Here is an 18,399-nt window from a genome sequence, read left to right on the forward strand (position 1 = left end):
TATAACCGCTTAATTTGGTATAAAATAAAAACATCCCTATTCCAAAATCCCCCAAAGGAGGAAAAGAATATGAAAGCCCTCACGTTGTCCCGCCTTTTCCGCTGGGTAAGCCTGCTCGTCTTGGTAGCTTTCCTGGCCGCCTGCGCAGGCACGCCGACCGCTGCGCCAACCCAGCCGCCAGCCACCGGTGGTGAGAGCGGTCCTCTGGCCGACCTAGTCGCTGCTGCGAAAAAAGAGGGTATGCTTACCACTATTGCTCTACCGCATGACTGGTGCAACTACGGTGAGGCCATTGAAACCTTTAAGAGCAAGTACGGCATTCAAGTGAACGAACTGAATCCCGACGCTAGTTCTGCCGAAGAAATCGAGGCCATCAAGGCCAATAAAGAGAGCAAAGGCCCTCAAGCTCCCGACGTCATTGATGTTGGTTATGCCTTTGGCCCCCAATTGGTGGAAGAGCAACTGGCCATGCCCTACAAGGTTTCAACCTGGGACACCATTCCCGAGAATCTGAAGCACCCGGATGGCTATTGGTACGGGGATTACTACGGCGTCATGGCCTTCGAAGTCAACAAAGATGTGGTCAAGAATGTGCCTCAGGATTGGGCTGATCTGCTCAAACCGGAATACAAAAATCAGGTGGCACTGGCAGGGGATCCACGTCTCTCGGCCCAGGCGCAGATGAGCGTCTACGCTGCTGCCTTGGCTAACGGGGGTTCGCTGGATAACGTCCAACCCGGTCTGGAATACTTCAAGAAGTTGAACGAAGTGGGCAACTTTGTGCCGGTGATCGCCAAGCAATCCACCATTGCCAAGGGTGAAACCCCTGTCGTTTTCCGTTGGGACTACAACGCGCTGGCTGATAAGAAAGCCCTGGAAGGCAACCCTGAAATTGAAGTGGTTATCCCTAAGAGCGGTGTCATCGCGGGCGTTTATATCCAGGCCATCAGCGCCTACGCTCCACACCCCAATGCTGCCAAATTGTGGATGGAATTCCTCTACTCAGATGAAGGCCAACTGATTTGGCTCAAAGGTGGTTGCCATCCTATCCGCTTTGATGACATGGTCAAGCGCAATGTCATCCCAGCGGATCTTCTGGCCGAGCTCCCACCCGCTGAGTTATATGCCAAGGCCGTATTCCCCACAATTGAGCAACTGAACGCCGCAAAGGCATATATTGCCGAGAATTGGGACAAAGTTGTGGGAGCCGAAGTGAAGTAAAATTAAACCACCATGAGTGGTAACTCCTCCGTACCCCCCGCTATTCCATCGTTTTCCGAAGGGAGGGCTGCCCCAGCGCAGCCCTCCCCAGAATCCCCTCCACACCGCGCCCGCCCTGGCGGTGGGTTGATGGTGTGGATAGGGGTGGCCCCTTTCTTTATCTTTGCAGCCTTGTTTATGCTATTGCCCTCGTTCTCGCTCCTGGTGGGTTCTTTCCGCGATACCCAGGGGCACTTCACCCTGGAGAACATCCGCAGCCTGTTTACCCCCTCCATTTTGAGCGCCTACTCCATCAGCATTCGTATTAGTCTGACCACCGCACTGGGAGGCGGGCTATTTGGTTTTCTGCTGGCCTATGCGGTTATCTTGGGCGGGCTACCTCGCTGGGCACGCGATGCGCTGCTCACCTTTTCCGGCGTGGCCTCGAACTTTGCGGGGGTGCCCCTGGCGTTTGCTTTTGTTGCCACACTGGGTCGTCTGGGTATGGTCACCGTATTATTGAAAACGCTGGGGGTGGATATCTACGAGATCGGTTTCAATTTGTATTCATTCTGGGGACTGAGCCTGACCTACATGTACTTTCAGTTCCCGCTGATGGTGCTCATCATTGCTCCGGCCTTGGAAGGGTTAAAGCGCGAATGGCGCGAAGCAGCGGAGAATCTAGGAGCCAGCACCTGGGACTACTGGCGCATGGTGGCCCTACCCATTCTAACCCCCTCCATCCTCGGAGCCATTATCCTGCTCTTCGGCAATGCTTTCGGCGCTTATGCCACCGCCCTTTCGCTAACTGGTGGTCTGATCAATTTGATCACCATCCTCATTGGTGCCCAAATCATGGGAGATGTCCTTTATAACCCCGGCTTAGGATATGCCCTTTCGTTTGGCATGATCGTTATCATGGCACTCAACATGGCCATTTACTACATCTTACGGCGGCGCAGTGAGCGCTGGCTGCGCCGTTGAGGGAATGGAGGCCTCTATGGATCAGAATCAACGTGCCCCCTTGCGCCAGCGCCTGGTCTCATGGTTGATCCTCCTCCTGGGCGGGCTTTACTTTTTTGTGCCACTCATTGCCACCATTGATTTCTCCCTTCGAGCGCGCAAGGGTGTCCTCAGTGTTCTGGCTTACCAGCGCGTGCTTAGTGACCCCCGCTTTGCCAGCGCGTTCACCTTTTCGCTGGAGATGGCATTACTCACCGTTGTGGTCGGCGTGATCCTGGTGGTGCCTACGGCGTATTGGATTCGCTTACGTCTGCCTCAACTCCGTCCAGTTGTGGAATTCGTCACGCTAATGCCGTTCGTGGTACCGGCAATCGTGCTTGTCTTTGGGTTAATCCGTGTTTTCAGCCGCCCCCCACTTTTGCTCACCAACTCCTTCACTGGCACGCAGATCCTACTGGTAGCCGGGTACGTGGTGCTGGTGCTGCCCTATCTGTACCGAGCCGTAGACACCGGACTGCAGGCCATTGATATCCGCACCCTGACCGAAGCTGCACAAAGTTTGGGCGCCGGCTGGTGGGTGATTATCACCCAGATCATTTTCCCCAACCTGCGTAGCGCCATCCTCAGTGGAGCCTTTTTGACCATCACCATTGTGATGGGCGAGTTAACCATGGCAAGTTTCCTGGTTGGATTGAAAGCCTTTGGACCCTATATGTCCCAAGTAGGGCAAAATCGCGCCTATGAAGGCGCCGCGCTGGCCGTGATCAGTTTTGCCCTCACCTGGGCCTTTACCATGCTCTTCCAGTTTGTAGGCCGGCGTGCTCTGGGTGGTGACCAGGCCTTTGGCGCACGCTAAATCCTTTTGCGGTGAAGGGATATGGCATATCTGAGCATTCGCAATCTCTCCAAACGTTTTGGTCAAACCCTAGCCGTCCGAGATTTTAATCTGGAGGTCGAGCGGGGGGAGTTTGTCTCATTCCTCGGCCCCAGCGGTTGCGGCAAGACAACCACCTTGCGCATGATCGCCGGCTTTGAAATCCCAACCAGCGGGAATATCATCCTGGATGGCGCGGATATCACTTTCTTACCCCCCAACCGCCGCCACATTGGCATGGTTTTTCAATCGTATGCACTGTTTCCCAACCTTACAGTGGCGGATAACATCGCCTTTGGGCTTAAGGTGGCCAAACGCCCACCCGAGGAAATCCGCAAAACAGTGGGTGAGATGCTCGACCTGATCCGCCTGAGTGGTTTTGAGAATCGTTATCCTTATCAACTCTCAGGTGGACAACAGCAACGGGTGGCGCTAGCTCGGGCTTTGGCCATCCATCCCCGGGTACTACTGCTGGACGAGCCCCTTTCGGCCCTGGATGCCAAAATCCGGGTTGAGTTGCGCGCGGAGATCCGCCGTATTCAGCAGACCCTAGGAATCACCGCTATCTACGTAACTCACGATCAAGAAGAGGCCCTCTCGCTTTCCGACCGCGTTGTGGTGATGTACGAGGGCAAAATTGAACAAGTGGGAACGCCCTTTGAGGTCTATAACTACCCTCAAACCCGTTTTGTAGCCTCCTTTATCGGGCAGCTCAACCTTATTCCGGTAATCGTCGAAGACCCTCAACATGGGTTGGTACGTTTTGGAAACTTCCTCTTCCAGGTTGACCCAGCCCCTCACTTGAATCGCGGGCAAGCCGTGACCCTGGCATTGCGCCCGGAGGAGATGAACTTGGGGCGAGTCGAGGGGCGTAATCATGTTGAGGGTCGGGTGCTGGACGTCATGTTCCTGGGTGCTATCGTGCGGGTACGCGTAGACTTGCAAGGGCGTGAGGTTCTGGCAGATTTGTTCAACGAGCGTCAACTGGCATTGCCCCGCCCGGGCGACCAAGTAATCATCAATTTCCCCCCCCATGCTTGCTGGATCATCAGTGAAGGCTGATCCTCCAAACCAACAAATTCGGCAGGTCCAACCAACCCACCGCCCGGAGGTGCTTCCGGGCGTTTTTATTTACAGACGATTCATATAGAACGCTTATCTTTCATTAGCCAAATTCCAACACAACTCTTCTATGATCAAAGCGTAACTGGGCATAGGAATGCCTAGTAAGCCGACGAGAAATAATCACTGGAGGTAGATCATGATGATGTACATGCGTATGCCCTATGGTCGCTGGATGATGCGGCGCTGGCTGGATCGTGCGCTGAACGAAGAGTGGCCCGAGGAATCCCCGACAGTATGGGTACCGGTGAACGTGCGCGCTGATGATAACGGCTATGAGATCACCGCTCTACTGCCCGGCGTGAAAGCCGAGGATATCCAGATCCAGATTCAGGATAACACGGTCACGTTGCAGGGCGAACTCAAGGCTGAAGCGGATGAAAAGGCCACTTACATTCTACGAGAACGCCCCGAAGGTCGTTTCATGCGAGTGGTGCACCTACCCGATGAACTGGATGCTGCCTCTGCAGAAGCCAGTCTCAAAGATGGCGTACTAACACTACGCGTGCCCAAAGCCGCGGCCGCCCGTCCTCGCACCATAAAAGTGGTAAGCCGATAACTTTATCGTTTTCCCCTCCTAACTCCCACAGATGGCTGTGGGAGTTTTTATCTTTGCAATTGGGCTCATCGGCGGCGTACACAGCCTAGCGGCAATAGTAGGTATAATTGTTGTACATGGAATTGCCATTCCTTGAATCTATCCTGAAAGATCTAAGCCTCCCCGCTTGGCAGTACTACGAGGAAGTAGGGTCTACTAACGATGTGGCGCTGACCTGGTTGAAAAGCGGTGCGCCGGATGGCGCGGTAGTGATCGCAGGGCATCAGACGCGGGGACGCGGCCGGTTGGGGCGTACCTGGATCACCGTACCCGAAGCGGGTCTGGCATTTACCCTGATCGTACGACCGGATGAGGGGGCTCCCCTGCCCCCAGAGCGTCTAACTGCCCTGGGGGCACTGGCCGTAGCCCAGGCTTTTGAAGCCGGGTTTGGCCTCAACGCTCAGATCAAGTGGCCTAATGATGTATTGATTAGTGGGCGCAAAGTGTGCGGGATTCTGGTTGAACTCGCCTGGACTGATAATTACCTGCAGGGAGCTGTTCTGGGAATCGGGATCAATGTGGGACGCGCAGCCGTTCCACCCGCTTCTCACCTCAACTACCCCGCTATCAGCATGGAAGAGGTGCTGGGGCATCCAGTTTCACGCTGGGAGGTACTGCACCAGGTGCTCAGAGCCTACCTTGCCTGGCGCCCGCATCTGGTCGCCCCCGAATTCATCGCTGCTTGGGAAAGCCGGTTGGCGTTCCGAGGTGAGTGGGTACGGGCCGAAGATGGGCTTAACCCACCACTGATTGGGCGCGTGGAGGGATTAAGCCCAGCAGGGCACCTCCACTTGCGCCTTAAAGACGGCCGCGACCACTGGTTGACCGCTGGCGAGATTCGTCCTATTAAGCCATTGTTCGCCGAATCCTCAGGAGGTGAGGATGCTTGACGATTTACGCAGTTCCATTGATGTGTCGTTCACAGACGAGGAGCCGACTTCTTCCCCAATGCGCCGCCGCAGGCGCAAGCGCCAATTCCTAGGAATGACGGCTGCCCAGCGTTTTGTCCTTTCGTTACTGCTGTTCCTGATGACCGTGGTGCTAGGAATGCTGTGCCTGGTGGTCACCGGACGCATGATGTTGTTTTGATCATCCGCCTGTGCGCAAGTCGGCGGCCGCAATTCGGGCCAGCGACGCTACAGTATCGCCCTTGTCCAACTCCATTAGACGCACCCCACGGGCAGCGCGTGTCATGCGGCGGATGTCCTTGACCTTGAGCCGCAACAGCACCCCTCCGGCTGAGATGAGCGTTACCTCATCCTCGTCCTGGACAACCCGTGCCGCCGCTACTGGGCCACTGGTCTTCATGGAAGCCGAGGGCAATGCCGCCACTCCCGACTTAGCCCGTGAGTGACGTGGAAAGTCTTTGAGCGCCGTGCGCTTCCCATAGCCCTTTTCAGTCACAATAAGCAGATCGGCATCCGGTCGTACCACGTCCATGGAAGCCACCCGATCACCCGGCTGCAACTTAATCGCAATTACTCCTGACGCCGGACGACCCATGGGGCGCACTTCTTCTTCTTTGAAGCGCAGAGCCTGACCCTGAGCCGTGAGAATGATCAACTCATCCTTTCCACTGGTCAGGTGCACCCACCCTAACTCGTCCCCCTCTTCCAGCGTGATTGCGATCAAGCCGGAGGTTCTCACATTAGCAAACTCTTCTAAAACTACGCGCTTGATCTTGCCACGTACCGTGGTCATCGTGCAGTACTGTGCGGCCGAGAAATCCGGCACGGCCACAGCGGCGGTGATGCGTTCGCCGCTCTCGAGTGAGAGCACGTTGGTAATCGGCAAGCCCCGGTCAGTACGCCCGGCATCCGGAATCTGATACACTTTTTCGGCATACACCTTGCCCCGATCGGAGAAGAAAAGCACGGTGTGCAAGGTGCGCGCCGCCAAAAGCATCAGGGTTTCATCTTCTTCCTTTAGGGCCTGGCCAGTAACACCACGCCCGCCCCGATTCTGGGTGCGGAAGGCCGAGGGGGATACGCGCTTGATGTAGTTCTTCTGCGTCAGGATGATCAACACCGGCTCATCCTGCACCAGATCTTCCTCTTCAAAATCTTCCTTCTCGCCCACGACAATGCGCGTGCGGCGTTGGTCGCCGTACTTTTCTGTCAATTCCTGTAAATCGGCCTTGATCGCTTTGAGTACCTTCTTGGGCGAAGCCAGCAAGTCTTCCAGAGCCGCAATCTGCTTGAGTAAGGCTTTATGCTCGTCCTCAATCTTTTTGCGTTCCAAGGCGGCCAGGCGACGCAAAGGCATTTCTAGGATGGCCTGCGCCTGAGCTTCGCTGAGTTTAAAACGCGCTATCAGGCGTTTGCGCGCCACCTCCGCATCCGAAGATTGGCGGATAAGTTGAATCACCTCATCGAGGTTGGCCAGCGCAATCAGCAAGCCTTCCAAGATATGCGCACGCTGACGTGCCTTCTCCAGTTCGAAACGCGAACGGCGGACAATAACCTCACGTCGGTGCTCAATGTAGATCTGCAAAGCACGCTTTAGCGAGAGCACGCGCGGTTCATTCTCCACCAATGCCAGCAGATGCGCCCCAAAAGTGATCTGTAGGGGGGTGAATTTATATAACTGATTGAGCACCTTGCGCGGTTGCGCGCCGCGCTTCAGTTCGATCACTATACTCATCCCACGCCGATCCGACTCATCTCGCAGATCCGCAATGGTGTCAATGCGCCCTTCACGTACCAGTTCGGCAATGCGCTCGATCAGACTCGCCTTATTGACCTGGAAAGGAATCTCGGTAATGACGATGGCATAGCGCCCACCGCGAATCTCTTCGATGTGCGCTTGCCCGCGCACGGTTAGGCGCGCCCGTCCAGTTGAGTACATCTGGCGGATGGCTTCCTGCCCCACAATCACCCCGCCGGTGGGGAAATCCGGGCCAGGCAGGAATTTCATCAAATCGTCCACGGTGATTTCGTCAATTTGATCGTAGTGATCGATGGTATAGGCGATTGCCGCGCTCAATTCATTCAGGTTATGCGGCGGTATATTGGTCGCCATGCCAACCGCAATTCCCGAAGCGCCATTGAGCAACAAATTGGGCAGGCGCGCCGGCAGAACCACCGGCTCTTTGAGTGAACCGTCAAAGTTATCGGTGAAATCCACCGTATCTTTATCAATGTCCGCCAACATCTCCTCGGCCAACGCATTGAGACGGGCTTCCGTGTAACGCATGGCGGCAGGTGCATCTCCATCCACCGAGCCAAAGTTGCCTTGTCCGTCCACCAGTGGGTAACGCATGGAAAAGTCTTGCGCCATGCGCGCCATAGCATCATAGACGGCCATATCGCCGTGAGGGTGATACTTCCCCAGCACTTCCCCCACAATACGCGCGGATTTCTTATAGGGGGCGTTCGAACGCAATCCCAATTCATGCATGGCATACAGAATGCGCCGGTGCACCGGTTTGAGGCCATCGCGCGCATCGGGCAATGCCCGCGCTACAATCACGCTCATGGCATAGTCAAGATAGGCTGAGCGCATTTGTTCATCGATATCTACCGGGAAGACCGTCCCTACTTCCATACGTTTCTCTCATCCATCCTAAAAATAAACCTGAGATTGGGCAACATTAGGATTATACCGCACCCATTGTCCGGATAGAAAAATCTCTCGCAGGGGCCCCCTGCGAGAGATACGTTCCTCATCACCTAAAGAATTACCCCTCAGAGCACCCCGCCTAACTCTCCAGAACCCGTCGGAAAAACTCGGGTAATGCAAAGGCAGCGCGATGCACCTCCGGATTAAGGTAATTCATCTGACCAGGTGGGTAGGGTTTGTTCAACCCATTTGTCCAGGGCACATCTGACATATACATAAACCCAATCCCCCCGCCGGGATAGGTGGGCACCAGAGTGTAGTAATAAGCGGGAGAGCGGAACAACGTTTTGGCAAAACGGTAAATATCGCGAATCAGTGCCTGATCAAAGAACATCTGCTCGCTTTGGATGGCAATAGCCCCACCTGGGTTAAGCGCTGCCGCCAACCTACGGAAGAAATCCGGGCTAAAGAGTTTCTCCGCCGGTCCAATCGGATCAGTGGTATCTGAGACGATGACATCAAAGGTGTAAGGGGGACGCTCAAGGTAGGTGAAGGCATCCTGAAAGACCACCTCAGCCCGCGGATCACTGAAGGGATCGCCAAAGGCGGGGAAGTGCTCACGCGAGACCTCTACCACCCGCCGATCTAGTTCACATACGACCGCGCGCTCCACCGAGGGGTAACGCAAAACCTGTTGCAGGCTACCACCATCTCCTCCGCCAACGATTAGCACCGTGCGCGGATTCTCAACTGCCAGCATGGGCACGTGGGTGATCATCTCGTGATAGCCAGCGTTATCATACTCAGTGAGCTGAATGATCCCATCCAGGATCAGCACCTTGCCGAAAAATTCGGCTTCCACCAGTTGAAGGTGCTGGTAGGGCGTTTGTTCGTCCACCAGCACCTTCCTGACACGCAATGACTGGCGGTAAAACGAATGGAGTTGCTCGGTAATCCAGGTTTCAGCCACGGTTGATGAACACTCCACTGAATTTCTTGGCCCGGAAGGTCTCCACGCAGAAGCGTGTGGCCACCTCGGGATCGAACTCTTTGCACGAGAAGATGTCCAAGTAGGCCGCATTGGACTGATTGGCGAAGTGCCCGGTAATGTTGCTGGTTTCAATGAGTTGCACCAGGGAGTACCCGGTCACACGCGGGTCTTCACCAAAGTTGACAATCAACGGCTCGCCAAAACGGCGCATGTGAATCAAGTCGCAAAGGTCAATGACGAACTGACGGATGACCTCCGCTGAGGTGATGCGCTCTGAATCGCAGTCATAGAGGTTAAGTACCAGGTGCCATCCCCACGGCTTCTCACCCGTGGCCGGCACCCCCGGCTCTTCCATAACGTAACGGACCAGGGTCGGGGATTCCAACGAGGCATTCATGCTGGGCACTCCTCTCGGCAGACCGCATTGCGGCTGACCACTTTGATCTGAGCGTCTTGAGCACCGAACAGGCTAATCAGTTTGTCCACCAAGGGCTTGATATCAAGGTCCAGGTCACAGGTGAACAGGTCGATAGCGCAGTAACCATATTCCGGCCACGCATGCAAACTCGCATGGGACTCGGCCAACAAGAGAAAACATGTAAAACCATGCGGGCTGAAAGGATAGTAGCCCTCGCTGACAATGGTTAACCCACTATCTCTCACTGCCTGGAAGAACAAATCGCGGGAACGCTCGCTATCGTAGAGCAGTTCTCGGTTGCAGTTTGAGAGATCACAAATATAGTGTTCCCCCAAGCGCAGCTGCCCGTCCAACTGTCCATAAACCTCCTTCTTTTTGGGATAGATTGGCTGCATCGTTCGGGGTGGTCAGCCAGCAGGCTTCCTCCCGCTCGTTCAGAAGGGCGGATAAAAGATAGAGGGGGCCTCAGCAGGTAGGAAACCCACCAAAACCCCTTCCCCTTGCCCCGCCGCTGCCCGAGCGGGGAGTGGGCAGCAGTGAGGTGAAATCACCCCTTATCGTCTGCAGTCAGAGGTTTATTTTCAACGATATTGCCCAAAATGTCAATATTTTGGGGCCATTTTTTCACGGATTTAACCTTGCCCTAACCCGTTATTTGATTTTTCTTAATCAAAAGTGGGTAAAATCAAAAAATGCATAAGAGGAGATAGGCCCCCATGACTCGGAAACGCGTTTTATTCTTGTGCACCGGAAATTCGGCTCGCAGTCAGATGGCCGAAGCACTTTTACGCCATTATGCCGGAGACTGGTTCGAGGTTTACAGTGCCGGGACTGAGCCCAAAGGCGTTCATCCCTTAACCTTGAGGGTACTGAGCGAAATCGGCATTGATGCAAGTCAACAGACCTCAAAGTCCCTTCAGGTATATCAGGGAAAAATGAATTTTGACTATCTGATCACAGTCTGTGCGGATGCCGAAAGAAACTGCCCCTATTTCCCCGGCCAGGGAATGCGCCTGCATTGGCCATTTGAGGATCCAGCAGCAGGCGAGGAGACCGAAGACGCCAAGTTACAAAAATTTCGCCGCGTTCGTGACCAAATTGCGGCTCGCATTCGCGCCTGGCTGGACGAATTGGGTCTGCCTACCAATCCCTCCGAATGAGATAGACTTTTTGGGGCTTTGATCAACCTGGTCATGTCCAGGAAGCATGGACAGGCGCACCTCAGGCTGCCAAAACGTGGTAAACTTAGTATGCTGAAGTCTACCGGTAGCAAGAGAGATAATCAATTATGCCTGTAATTTATCCATTTACTGCCATTGTGGGTCAGGAGCAAATGAAACGTGCCCTGATCCTAAACGCCATTGACCCGCGCATTGGTGGCGTACTGATTCGCGGCGAGCGCGGCACGGCAAAATCCACTGCTGCACGAGCGTTAGCAGCGCTACTTCCTCATATCAAAGTGATTGCAGACTGCCGATTTGGTTGCGATCCAGACACCCCGGCCACTTGGTGCACCGAATGCCGCGAGCGCGCTGCCCGAGGTGAGGAGCTCCCAGTAACCACGCGCCCCATCCCTTTTGTCAACCTGCCCATCTCGGCAACTGAGGATCGCGTGGTAGGAACGCTCGATATTGAAAAGGCAATCCAAAAGGGGGAACGCCATTTCGAGCCGGGGGTGCTGGCCGCCGCCAACCGTGGCTTGCTCTACATTGACGAAGTCAACCTGCTTGATGACCACGTGGTAGACATCCTGCTCGATTCGGCGGCCATGGGGGTTAACATTATTGAGCGGGAAGGCATCTCCTTTAGTCATCCTGCACGCTTCATCCTGGTGGGTACAATGAATCCGGAAGAGGGGGAACTACGCCCACAGTTACTAGATCGCTTTGCCCTTTCAGTTGAAATCCGCGGCATCCGCGATCCACGCGAGCGTGTGCTGATCATCGAACGCAACCTAGCCTTTGAAGCCAACCCAGAGGGCTTCCGTCAGGAATGGCTACCCAAAGAACAGGAACTCTCACGCCAAATTGAGCAAGCCCGGCAGTTACTCAATCGGGTCACTTACACATCACGCGACCTGCTGGCGATCGCCTCTCTCACCGCCTCTCTTAACGTGGACGGTCATCGCGCCGACATGGTCATTCTCAAAGCTGCGCGGGCGCATGCCGCCTTTGAGGGTCGCACCAGTGTGAGCGGTCGCGATATTGCATTGGCCGCCGAACTGGCCCTGCCGCATCGCCTCAAGCGCGCGCCCTTCCAGCAAACCGAAATCACCATGGAAGAACTGCAAGATCGTATTGAGCAACTGCAGGGCGCCAGTAGCACCGGCAAGCACACTGAACCAGTGCCTACACGCGAAGAAGAGGCTACCCGGCAAAAAAAAATTTAACTGACCAGACCCTGGGGCAGGAAACCCAGGAGCAGGCCCCACCCCAGCCTACACAACGGGAGGATATCTTCCGTCAAGACAGCGCCACCTGGTGGGATGGCGGTCAGATCATCCAGGCCAGCCAACCCTTTGAACCGCGGCGCCTAGACACCCCGCTGGATAAGATGATGCGCCGCTTCGCCGGGCGTCGTTCGCGCACGCGCACCGAACGCAAACGTGGGCGGTACATCCAGGCTCGCCCCGCCAATGGCTCTACCGACGACCTGGCTTTTGATGCCACGCTTCGCGCGGCTGCGCCTTTTCAGAAAGAACGTAGCGAGGAACGCAAGCGAACGGCCTTCTCAATTCACCGCAGCGATCTGATGCGCAAGGTCCGCGTGCGCCGGGCTGCCAACTTGATCCTTTTTGTGGTGGATGCCTCGTGGTCCATGGCAGTAGCTGAGCGCATGCAAGCCACTAAAGGCGCGATCCTTTCCCTGCTCAATGACGCCTATCAGCGACGCGACCGTGTGGGCCTGATCGTCTTTCAGAAGGACCGCGCGACACTGGTTCTACCCCCCACCAACTCCGTGACACTGGCGCAAAGCGCACTGGCCGATATTCCGGTGGGAGGGAAAACCCCGCTCGCTGCGGGGCTGAAATTAGCGCTGGAAGTGCTCCAGCGCGAACGATTGCGGCACCCTGACGTGATGCCCCTTTTGATTGTCCTGACCGATGGCGCAGGTAACGTTTCCATGAGCCATCTCCCTCCCCTCGAAGAGGCCTATTTGTATGCAGATGAAATCGCTCGAGAAGGCGTGCACAGCATTGTGATCAACATGGAACACCTGGCCTTCGACCAAGGCCTGGCCCAAGCCCTGGCCGACCATCTCAGAGCTCCTTGCTACACCGCGGGCGAGATTCGCGCCGAGAACCTCTATTACACCGTACGCCAGGAACTGAACACGCGCACCCCTCCTGCCACGTTGGAAGACCGGCGCTAGCAAGACTCTCTTCCGCCTCCCAAATTCCCAACTGCGCCCGTAGCGGAACATTCGGGGTAGAATTGGAGGTATGAAGACCTTTTCTTCTCTTCGCGTTCCCATGTCCTCACCTGACTTGAGCGACCTGGAACGACAGGCCGTCATGCAGGTACTGCACACCCCTAACCTGAGCATGGGGGAACAAATCGAAGCCTTTGAAGCCGCCTTCCGCCATTACCTCGGTGCTAAACATGCCATTGGGGTCAATTCTGGCACTGCCGCCCTTCACCTATGCGTCCTGGCAGCCAGCATCACCTCCGGCGATTGGGTGCTGACCACCCCTTTCTCGTTTGTGGCCTCCACAAACGTCGTTCTCTACGCCAACGCCATCCCCGTTTTTGTGGATGTGGAACCCCGCACTGGCAATATGGATCTCGCGCAGGCCGCCCAAGCAGTCCGAGATCTTGCCGAAGGGGGGGCCGCAGCGCGGCGCTGGTTGCCCCGCCGAGGGTTGGGACGACGTAAAGGGCAATTGAAAGCCATTTTAGCAATTGATGTATTTGGACAGCCCGCCGATTGGGATGCTTTGCGCACCTTGGCAGCTCCTCTGGGGCTGAAACTAATCGAAGACTCCTGCGAAGCCCTGGGGGCCGAGTACAAGGGACGTAAAGCCGGGCTACTGGGTGACTACGGCACGTTTGGCTTCTATCCCAATAAGCAGATTACCACCGGTGAAGGTGGGATGATTGTGACCAATGATGATGAAGGGGCATCGCTAATGCGTGCATTGCGCAACCAGGGACGCGCCCCTGGCGATACTTGGCTACAACACACTTACCTAGGATACAACTACCGCCTGGATGAACTTAGCGCCGCCCTAGGGGTGGCTCAAATGCAACGCTTGGAGCAACTCCTCCGCAGGCGCGAACAGGTGGCAGCTTGGTACAACCAGCGTCTGCGGGACCTCCCTGGCGTTGAGATCCCTTACATTGCTCCCGAGACCACCCGCATGTCCTGGTTTGTTTATGTGATCCGCCTGGCACCCGGCATTGACCGCGCTGGGGTAGCTGCCCGCCTGGCCGAACGAGGTGTGCCTGTACGACCCTATTTCCTGCCCATTCACCTGCAACCTTACATGCGGGCACGCTTTGGTTACCGGCCAGGGGATTTTCCAGTGACCGAAGATTTGGGCGAACGCGGCCTAGCGTTGCCTTTCTCCGGCATTATGTCCGAGGAACAGGTGGATCACGTGTGTCGTGCTTTAAGGCAAGTCTTATAACCGCCATGAACGGAAGTGACCTCTGGATCTTTCATCCTCCGCGCCAGCGTGGTACTTGGATCCATGGCCTGTTATGGTTGATCAGCCTCGTGCTTGGAGGCTGGGCCCTCAGCCAGTGGGCCGAACAGCGCCCTGGCTTGCCCTGGCTGGTGTGGTTGATTCTGGCCGTGATGGGAGGTCTAGGAATCCTGTGGTTCGGTTACCGCCTGGTGGCGCTCTGGCGAGCCACCTACCAGATCGAACGCGACGGTCTGCGCCTGCGATGGGGCCTGCGCATCGAACATCTGCCCCTTGCAGAGGTGGAGTGGATCCGTCCTGGTGGCGAACTGGGCTTTGCTCTGCCTCTACCCGCCTTTGCCTGGCCTGGCGCCATCCTCGGCAGCCGCAATGTGCCCGAACTAGGGGAGGTAGAATTTATGGCCTCTGAGACAGATGCCCTGTTACTCATCGCAACCCCCCAGCGCGTGCTGGCCATTTCACCCGCCGACCCGCGCGCTTTTATGCGTGCCTTCCGTCAGGCGCTGGAAATGGGCAGTCTCAGCCCTATAACTCCTTATTCTGCTCGGCCGGCAGCCTTCCTCAGTCATCTGTGGCAAGATATGCGCGCGCGTCTGCTAATAGCCACGGGATCTTTTCTCCTCATGGGGTTGCTCAGCCTGGTCAGCCTGCTGGCGGCCTCCTACCCCACCATTACCCTCGGATACACCCCTCAAGGCCAACCCCTACCTCCAGTACCCTCCCAGCGCCTGATGCTGCTCCCCATCCTGGGCACTTTCACCTATGGGAGTGGCTTTGCACTGGGACTTTATTTCTATCGCCAGGAGGAGGGACAGGCTAAGGCTTACCTGCTATGGGGAGGTGGCATCGTGACGCTGATCCTACTGCTGATAGCCTGCCTCCTGGCCGGTAGGTCATAGAATCTCATTTTGCATTCCTAACTGTGATTTTCACAAGAGTTCAAACATGTCCCTAGTTGCGGTATTCAGCCCTTTACAGATAGGCGTGGGCCTCATCCTAGCCCTCATTATCAGTCTGTTCGCCTATCGCTTTCAGGCACTCAGCAGGAGCGGTGCCATCGCGGCAACACTGTTGGGAGGCCTCATCTTTGGTCTAGGAGGATTGCCCTGGGCCATATTGCTCCTAGGTTTCTTCATTACCTCTACCTTTTTCTCACGCCTAGCTCGCACTCGCAAAGCCACGCTAGGAGAGAAATACGCTAAAGATGACCGACGCGATGCTTGGCAAGTACTGGCCAACGGCGGGATCACCGGGTTAGCCGTGATTTTGTATGCCTGGCAACCCACATCCTTGTGGCCCTGGCTGGCCGGGGCAGCCGCCCTGGCTGCCGCCAATGCGGATACCTGGGCCACAGAGTTAGGTGTGTTATCTGCCATACCCCCGCGCCGCATCCTAGATGGACAACACGTTGAGCCGGGAAGCGCTGGCGGCATCACCCCATTGGGCTTACTGGCTGCCCTGGGCGGTGCTACGGTAATCGCAATGCTGGCGGCCCTCCTACCGCCGCCTTCTTTGAAATTCCAATTCCCTACCCTAGCGGTGCTGCTTATCATTGCACTGAGTGGTCTCTTGGGTAGCCTGGTGGATTCACTGCTAGGCGCCAGCGTGCAAGCCATGTATTACTGCCCGGCCTGCCGTAAAGAGACCGAGCGCCATCCGCTCCACGCCTGCGGCGAGCCAACCACCCACCTGCGGGGATGGCCTTGGTTAACGAATGACAGCGTCAATGCCGCATGCACCCTCAGCGCAGCGCTTCTCGCAGGCGTGATGGGGCTTACTTTGCACATAACACCCGCATTACCTTCAGCAGCCCGTGTCACGCCTAAACCCACGGGGCTTTTCTTGAGTAGCCCCGCTTTTAGCCAAGGTAACCCCATCCCTGCCCGTCATACTTGCGACGGCGAAGATCTCTCACCCGCACTCACCTGGCAAACCGCCTCTGAGGTAGCCAGTTACGCCCTGATCGTAGAGGATCCCGATGCGCCCCTGGGCACGTTCACCCACTGGATCCTCTATAACATCCCCCCAGGCCGTCAATCGTTACCGGAAGGACTCCCTGTTCAGGAAACCCTGCCTGGAATCGGCGTGCAAGGGCGCAATGACTTTGGCCAGCTTGGTTATGGTGGTCCTTGCCCACCCCCCGGCCCACCCCATCGCTACCGCTTCACTCTTTTCGGATTGAATCTTCCCCCCACCCTGCCCAATGGGTTAGACAGAACCACACTGCTCCGCGCCATTGGCGATCACATTCTCTTCTCAGCAATCCTTGAGGGACTGTACAGCCGTTAGTCTCCCGCCAGCATGACAAAGATCACGCGCACACGGGTCATTTGTCACCTTGGGCAGGGTTCAGATTCCTTATAAACGTCACCCTGTTTCGGGCGCATCACTCTATCTTCTTCACTAACGGCTCAAGACGACCCCCCGTATAATAATCTTGCCATCTTCTTTTCTACGAGAGGACTGCGATGTCTGAAGAAGATCCTCGAATTCTTGAATTGCGTGCTATGCGCGAAAAGGTGCGCCTGGCTGGCGGTGAAGAACGTATTGCACGCCAGCATGCTCGTGGCAAGTTAACCGCACGCGAGCGAATGGAATTACTCTTCGATCCCGGCACCTTTCATGAACTGGAACCCTACATCCAGCAGCGCGATGACGTATTGACCGGCCAAGCCGATAAAACCTTTGGTGACGGCGTGATTACCGGCTTTGGCCAGATAGAGGGGCGTGTGGTCTATGCTTACGCTCAGGATTTCACCGTTCAGGGTGGGTCATTGGGCGAAATGCATGGGCAAAAGATTGCCCGCGTGATGGATTTGGCCGCAGCGGCCGGTGCACCCATAATTGGCTTGATCGACTCAGGTGGCGCCCGTATCCAAGAAGGTGTGCGCAGTTTGGGCGGCTATGCGCAGGTTTTTCTACGCAACGCCCGCTATTCGGGGGTAATTCCCCAAATCAGTCTGATTATGGGACCATGTGCGGGGGGTGCCTCCTACTCTCCTGCCGTGACCGATCTGATTATTATGGTAGAGAAGCAATCCTATATGTTCCTCACCGGCCCCGATGTGATTAAAGCGGTAACGGGCGAGGTCGTGGATTTTGAGACCCTTGGGGGCGCCGATGTTCACCTCGGCATCAGCGGACTGGCACACCTCAAAGCCTCCAATGACCAAGAAGCCATTGCCCTTTGCCGTCGCCTGCTTACCTATCTACCTGCTAACAGCATGGAAAACCCACCTTACGCGCCACCGCAAGATGATCCGCAACGCATGGACGAGGCCCTCAATGCGCTGGTGCCGTTGGACCCCACTGTGCCCTACAGCATGCATGAGGTAATTGCGCGCGTCATGGATCGGGACACGTTTATCGAGTTGCAACCCACCTTTGCCCAGAACGCCATCATTGGCCTGGCGCGTCTGGGCGGATACGTGGTAGGAGTTGTGGCGCAGGAGCCTTCCATCATGGCGGGTGTACTGGACATTGATTCCTCAGATAAAATCGCTCGCTTTGTGCGCTTCTGCGATGCGTTCAACATTCCCCTGATCACGTTCGTAGACTCGCCCGGCTTCCTGCCCGGCACCGACCAGGAGCACCGAGGGGTGATCCGCCATGGCGCCAAGGTGCTCTACGCCTACTCCGTTGCCACGGTGCCCAAGATCAGCGTGATCACCCGCAAGGCATATGGTGGCGCCTATGTGGTTTTAAGTAGTAAATTCATGGGCGGTGATCTGGCCTTTGCCTGGCCTAGCGCCGAAATTGCCGTGATGGGCCCGGAAGGGGCAGTCAATATCCTCTTCCGCAAGCAAATTGAGGCGGCCGAGGATCCAGCCCAAGAGCGGGCGCGTCTGGTCGAGGATTATCGGAAACGTTTCCTTACCCCTTATGCTGCCGCTAGCGCTGGTTACATAGATGACGTGATCGAACCCCGCGAGACGCGTCCCAAATTGATCGCGGCGCTGCACGCTTTGCGCGAGAAAAGCACCACTCCGGTGCGCAAGCACGGCAACCTGCCACTCTAAAGATT

At 56.1% G+C, this 18,399-nt stretch carries 18 protein-coding genes; 14 read left to right on the forward strand and 4 right to left on the reverse strand.

The genetic code is table 11. The annotated features are described in order from the left end of the window. Window positions 1-69: 69 nt before the first annotated feature. The 7 genes from Q0721_RS03565 to Q0721_RS03595 all read left to right on the forward strand — a co-directional run bounded on the left by Q0721_RS03565 (window position 70) and on the right by Q0721_RS03595 (window position 5,846). Complete coding sequence (locus tag Q0721_RS03565; RefSeq protein WP_299025416.1) at window positions 70-1,221, forward strand: extracellular solute-binding protein; 1,152 nt, start codon at window positions 70-72, stop codon at window positions 1,219-1,221. A 129-nt stretch (window positions 1,222-1,350) separates the two neighbouring features. Then, the gene (locus tag Q0721_RS03570) at window positions 1,351-2,184 is read left to right on the forward strand and encodes an ABC transporter permease subunit (protein WP_366519168.1); all 834 of its coding nucleotides are present in this window, start codon (window positions 1,351-1,353) and stop codon (window positions 2,182-2,184) included. Window positions 2,185-2,200: 16 nt separating this feature from the next. Next, entirely contained in the window at window positions 2,201-3,019 is an 819-nt protein-coding gene (locus tag Q0721_RS03575) for an ABC transporter permease subunit (RefSeq protein ID WP_299025420.1), read from the forward strand. A gap of 21 nt (window positions 3,020-3,040) precedes the next feature. Beyond that, the gene (locus tag Q0721_RS03580) at window positions 3,041-4,099 is read left to right on the forward strand and encodes an ABC transporter ATP-binding protein (RefSeq protein ID WP_299025423.1); all 1,059 of its coding nucleotides are present in this window, start codon (window positions 3,041-3,043) and stop codon (window positions 4,097-4,099) included. Window positions 4,100-4,298: 199 nt separating this feature from the next. Then, window positions 4,299-4,718 (forward strand): Hsp20/alpha crystallin family protein, encoded by a 420-nt coding sequence (locus Q0721_RS03585; protein WP_299025425.1) that lies wholly within the window; start codon window positions 4,299-4,301, stop codon window positions 4,716-4,718. Window positions 4,719-4,834: 116 nt separating this feature from the next. Next, window positions 4,835-5,647 carry a biotin--[acetyl-CoA-carboxylase] ligase gene (locus Q0721_RS03590; RefSeq protein ID WP_299025429.1) on the forward strand — a complete coding sequence of 271 codons (813 nt, stop codon included), beginning with the start codon at window positions 4,835-4,837 and terminating at the stop codon, window positions 5,645-5,647. After that, entirely contained in the window at window positions 5,640-5,846 is a 207-nt protein-coding gene (locus tag Q0721_RS03595) for a hypothetical protein (RefSeq protein WP_299025432.1), read from the forward strand. The genes Q0721_RS03590 and Q0721_RS03595 overlap by 8 nt, the downstream gene beginning before the upstream one ends. Here the strand turns inward: Q0721_RS03595 and gyrA are convergent, their stop codons facing one another. The 4 genes from gyrA to speD form a co-directional block, all read right to left on the reverse strand. After that, window positions 5,847-8,303 carry a DNA gyrase subunit A gene (gyrA, locus tag Q0721_RS03600; RefSeq protein WP_299025435.1) on the reverse strand — a complete coding sequence of 819 codons (2,457 nt, stop codon included), beginning with the start codon at window positions 8,301-8,303 and terminating at the stop codon, window positions 5,847-5,849. 154 nt (window positions 8,304-8,457) lie between these two features. Next, entirely contained in the window at window positions 8,458-9,288 is an 831-nt protein-coding gene (speE, locus tag Q0721_RS03605) for a polyamine aminopropyltransferase (protein ID WP_299025438.1), read from the reverse strand. Then, complete coding sequence (locus Q0721_RS03610) at window positions 9,281-9,706, reverse strand: S-adenosylmethionine decarboxylase (protein ID WP_299025440.1); 426 nt, start codon at window positions 9,704-9,706, stop codon at window positions 9,281-9,283. The genes speE and Q0721_RS03610 overlap by 8 nt, the downstream gene beginning before the upstream one ends. Next, window positions 9,703-10,080, reverse strand: a complete 378-nt coding sequence (gene speD, locus Q0721_RS03615) for an adenosylmethionine decarboxylase (RefSeq protein ID WP_299025441.1) — start codon at window positions 10,078-10,080, stop codon at window positions 9,703-9,705. The genes Q0721_RS03610 and speD overlap by 4 nt, the downstream gene beginning before the upstream one ends. 363 nt (window positions 10,081-10,443) lie before the next feature. On the opposite strand from speD, the gene Q0721_RS03620 reads away from it, so the two are divergent. From Q0721_RS03620 to Q0721_RS03650, 7 genes are all read left to right on the forward strand, one after another. Then, window positions 10,444-10,887, forward strand: coding sequence for an arsenate reductase ArsC (locus Q0721_RS03620; protein ID WP_299025442.1), 444 nt, complete (start codon window positions 10,444-10,446; stop codon window positions 10,885-10,887). Between the two features lie 128 nt (window positions 10,888-11,015). After that, on the forward strand, window positions 11,016-12,116 hold the full coding sequence (locus Q0721_RS03625) for an ATP-binding protein (RefSeq protein WP_299025445.1): 1,101 nt from the start codon (window positions 11,016-11,018) through the stop codon (window positions 12,114-12,116). A 164-nt stretch (window positions 12,117-12,280) separates the two neighbouring features. Next, entirely contained in the window at window positions 12,281-13,099 is an 819-nt protein-coding gene (locus Q0721_RS03630; protein ID WP_299025447.1) for a VWA domain-containing protein, read from the forward strand. A gap of 70 nt (window positions 13,100-13,169) precedes the next feature. Beyond that, window positions 13,170-14,357 (forward strand): DegT/DnrJ/EryC1/StrS family aminotransferase, encoded by a 1,188-nt coding sequence (locus Q0721_RS03635; protein WP_299025450.1) that lies wholly within the window; start codon window positions 13,170-13,172, stop codon window positions 14,355-14,357. After that, window positions 14,330-15,274, forward strand: a complete 945-nt coding sequence (locus Q0721_RS03640) for a PH domain-containing protein (protein ID WP_299025453.1) — start codon at window positions 14,330-14,332, stop codon at window positions 15,272-15,274. Before Q0721_RS03635 ends, Q0721_RS03640 begins: the two co-directional genes overlap by 28 nt. Window positions 15,275-15,320: 46 nt before the next feature. Continuing rightward, the gene (locus tag Q0721_RS03645; RefSeq protein WP_299025456.1) at window positions 15,321-16,664 is read left to right on the forward strand and encodes a YbhB/YbcL family Raf kinase inhibitor-like protein; all 1,344 of its coding nucleotides are present in this window, start codon (window positions 15,321-15,323) and stop codon (window positions 16,662-16,664) included. Between the two features lie 179 nt (window positions 16,665-16,843). Further along, complete coding sequence (locus Q0721_RS03650; RefSeq protein ID WP_299025459.1) at window positions 16,844-18,394, forward strand: acyl-CoA carboxylase subunit beta; 1,551 nt, start codon at window positions 16,844-16,846, stop codon at window positions 18,392-18,394. Window positions 18,395-18,399 lie beyond the last annotated feature (5 nt).

This window comes from uncultured Thermanaerothrix sp., from assembly GCF_938028735.1.
Classification (GTDB): Bacteria; Chloroflexota; Anaerolineae; order Anaerolineales; family Anaerolineaceae; genus Thermanaerothrix.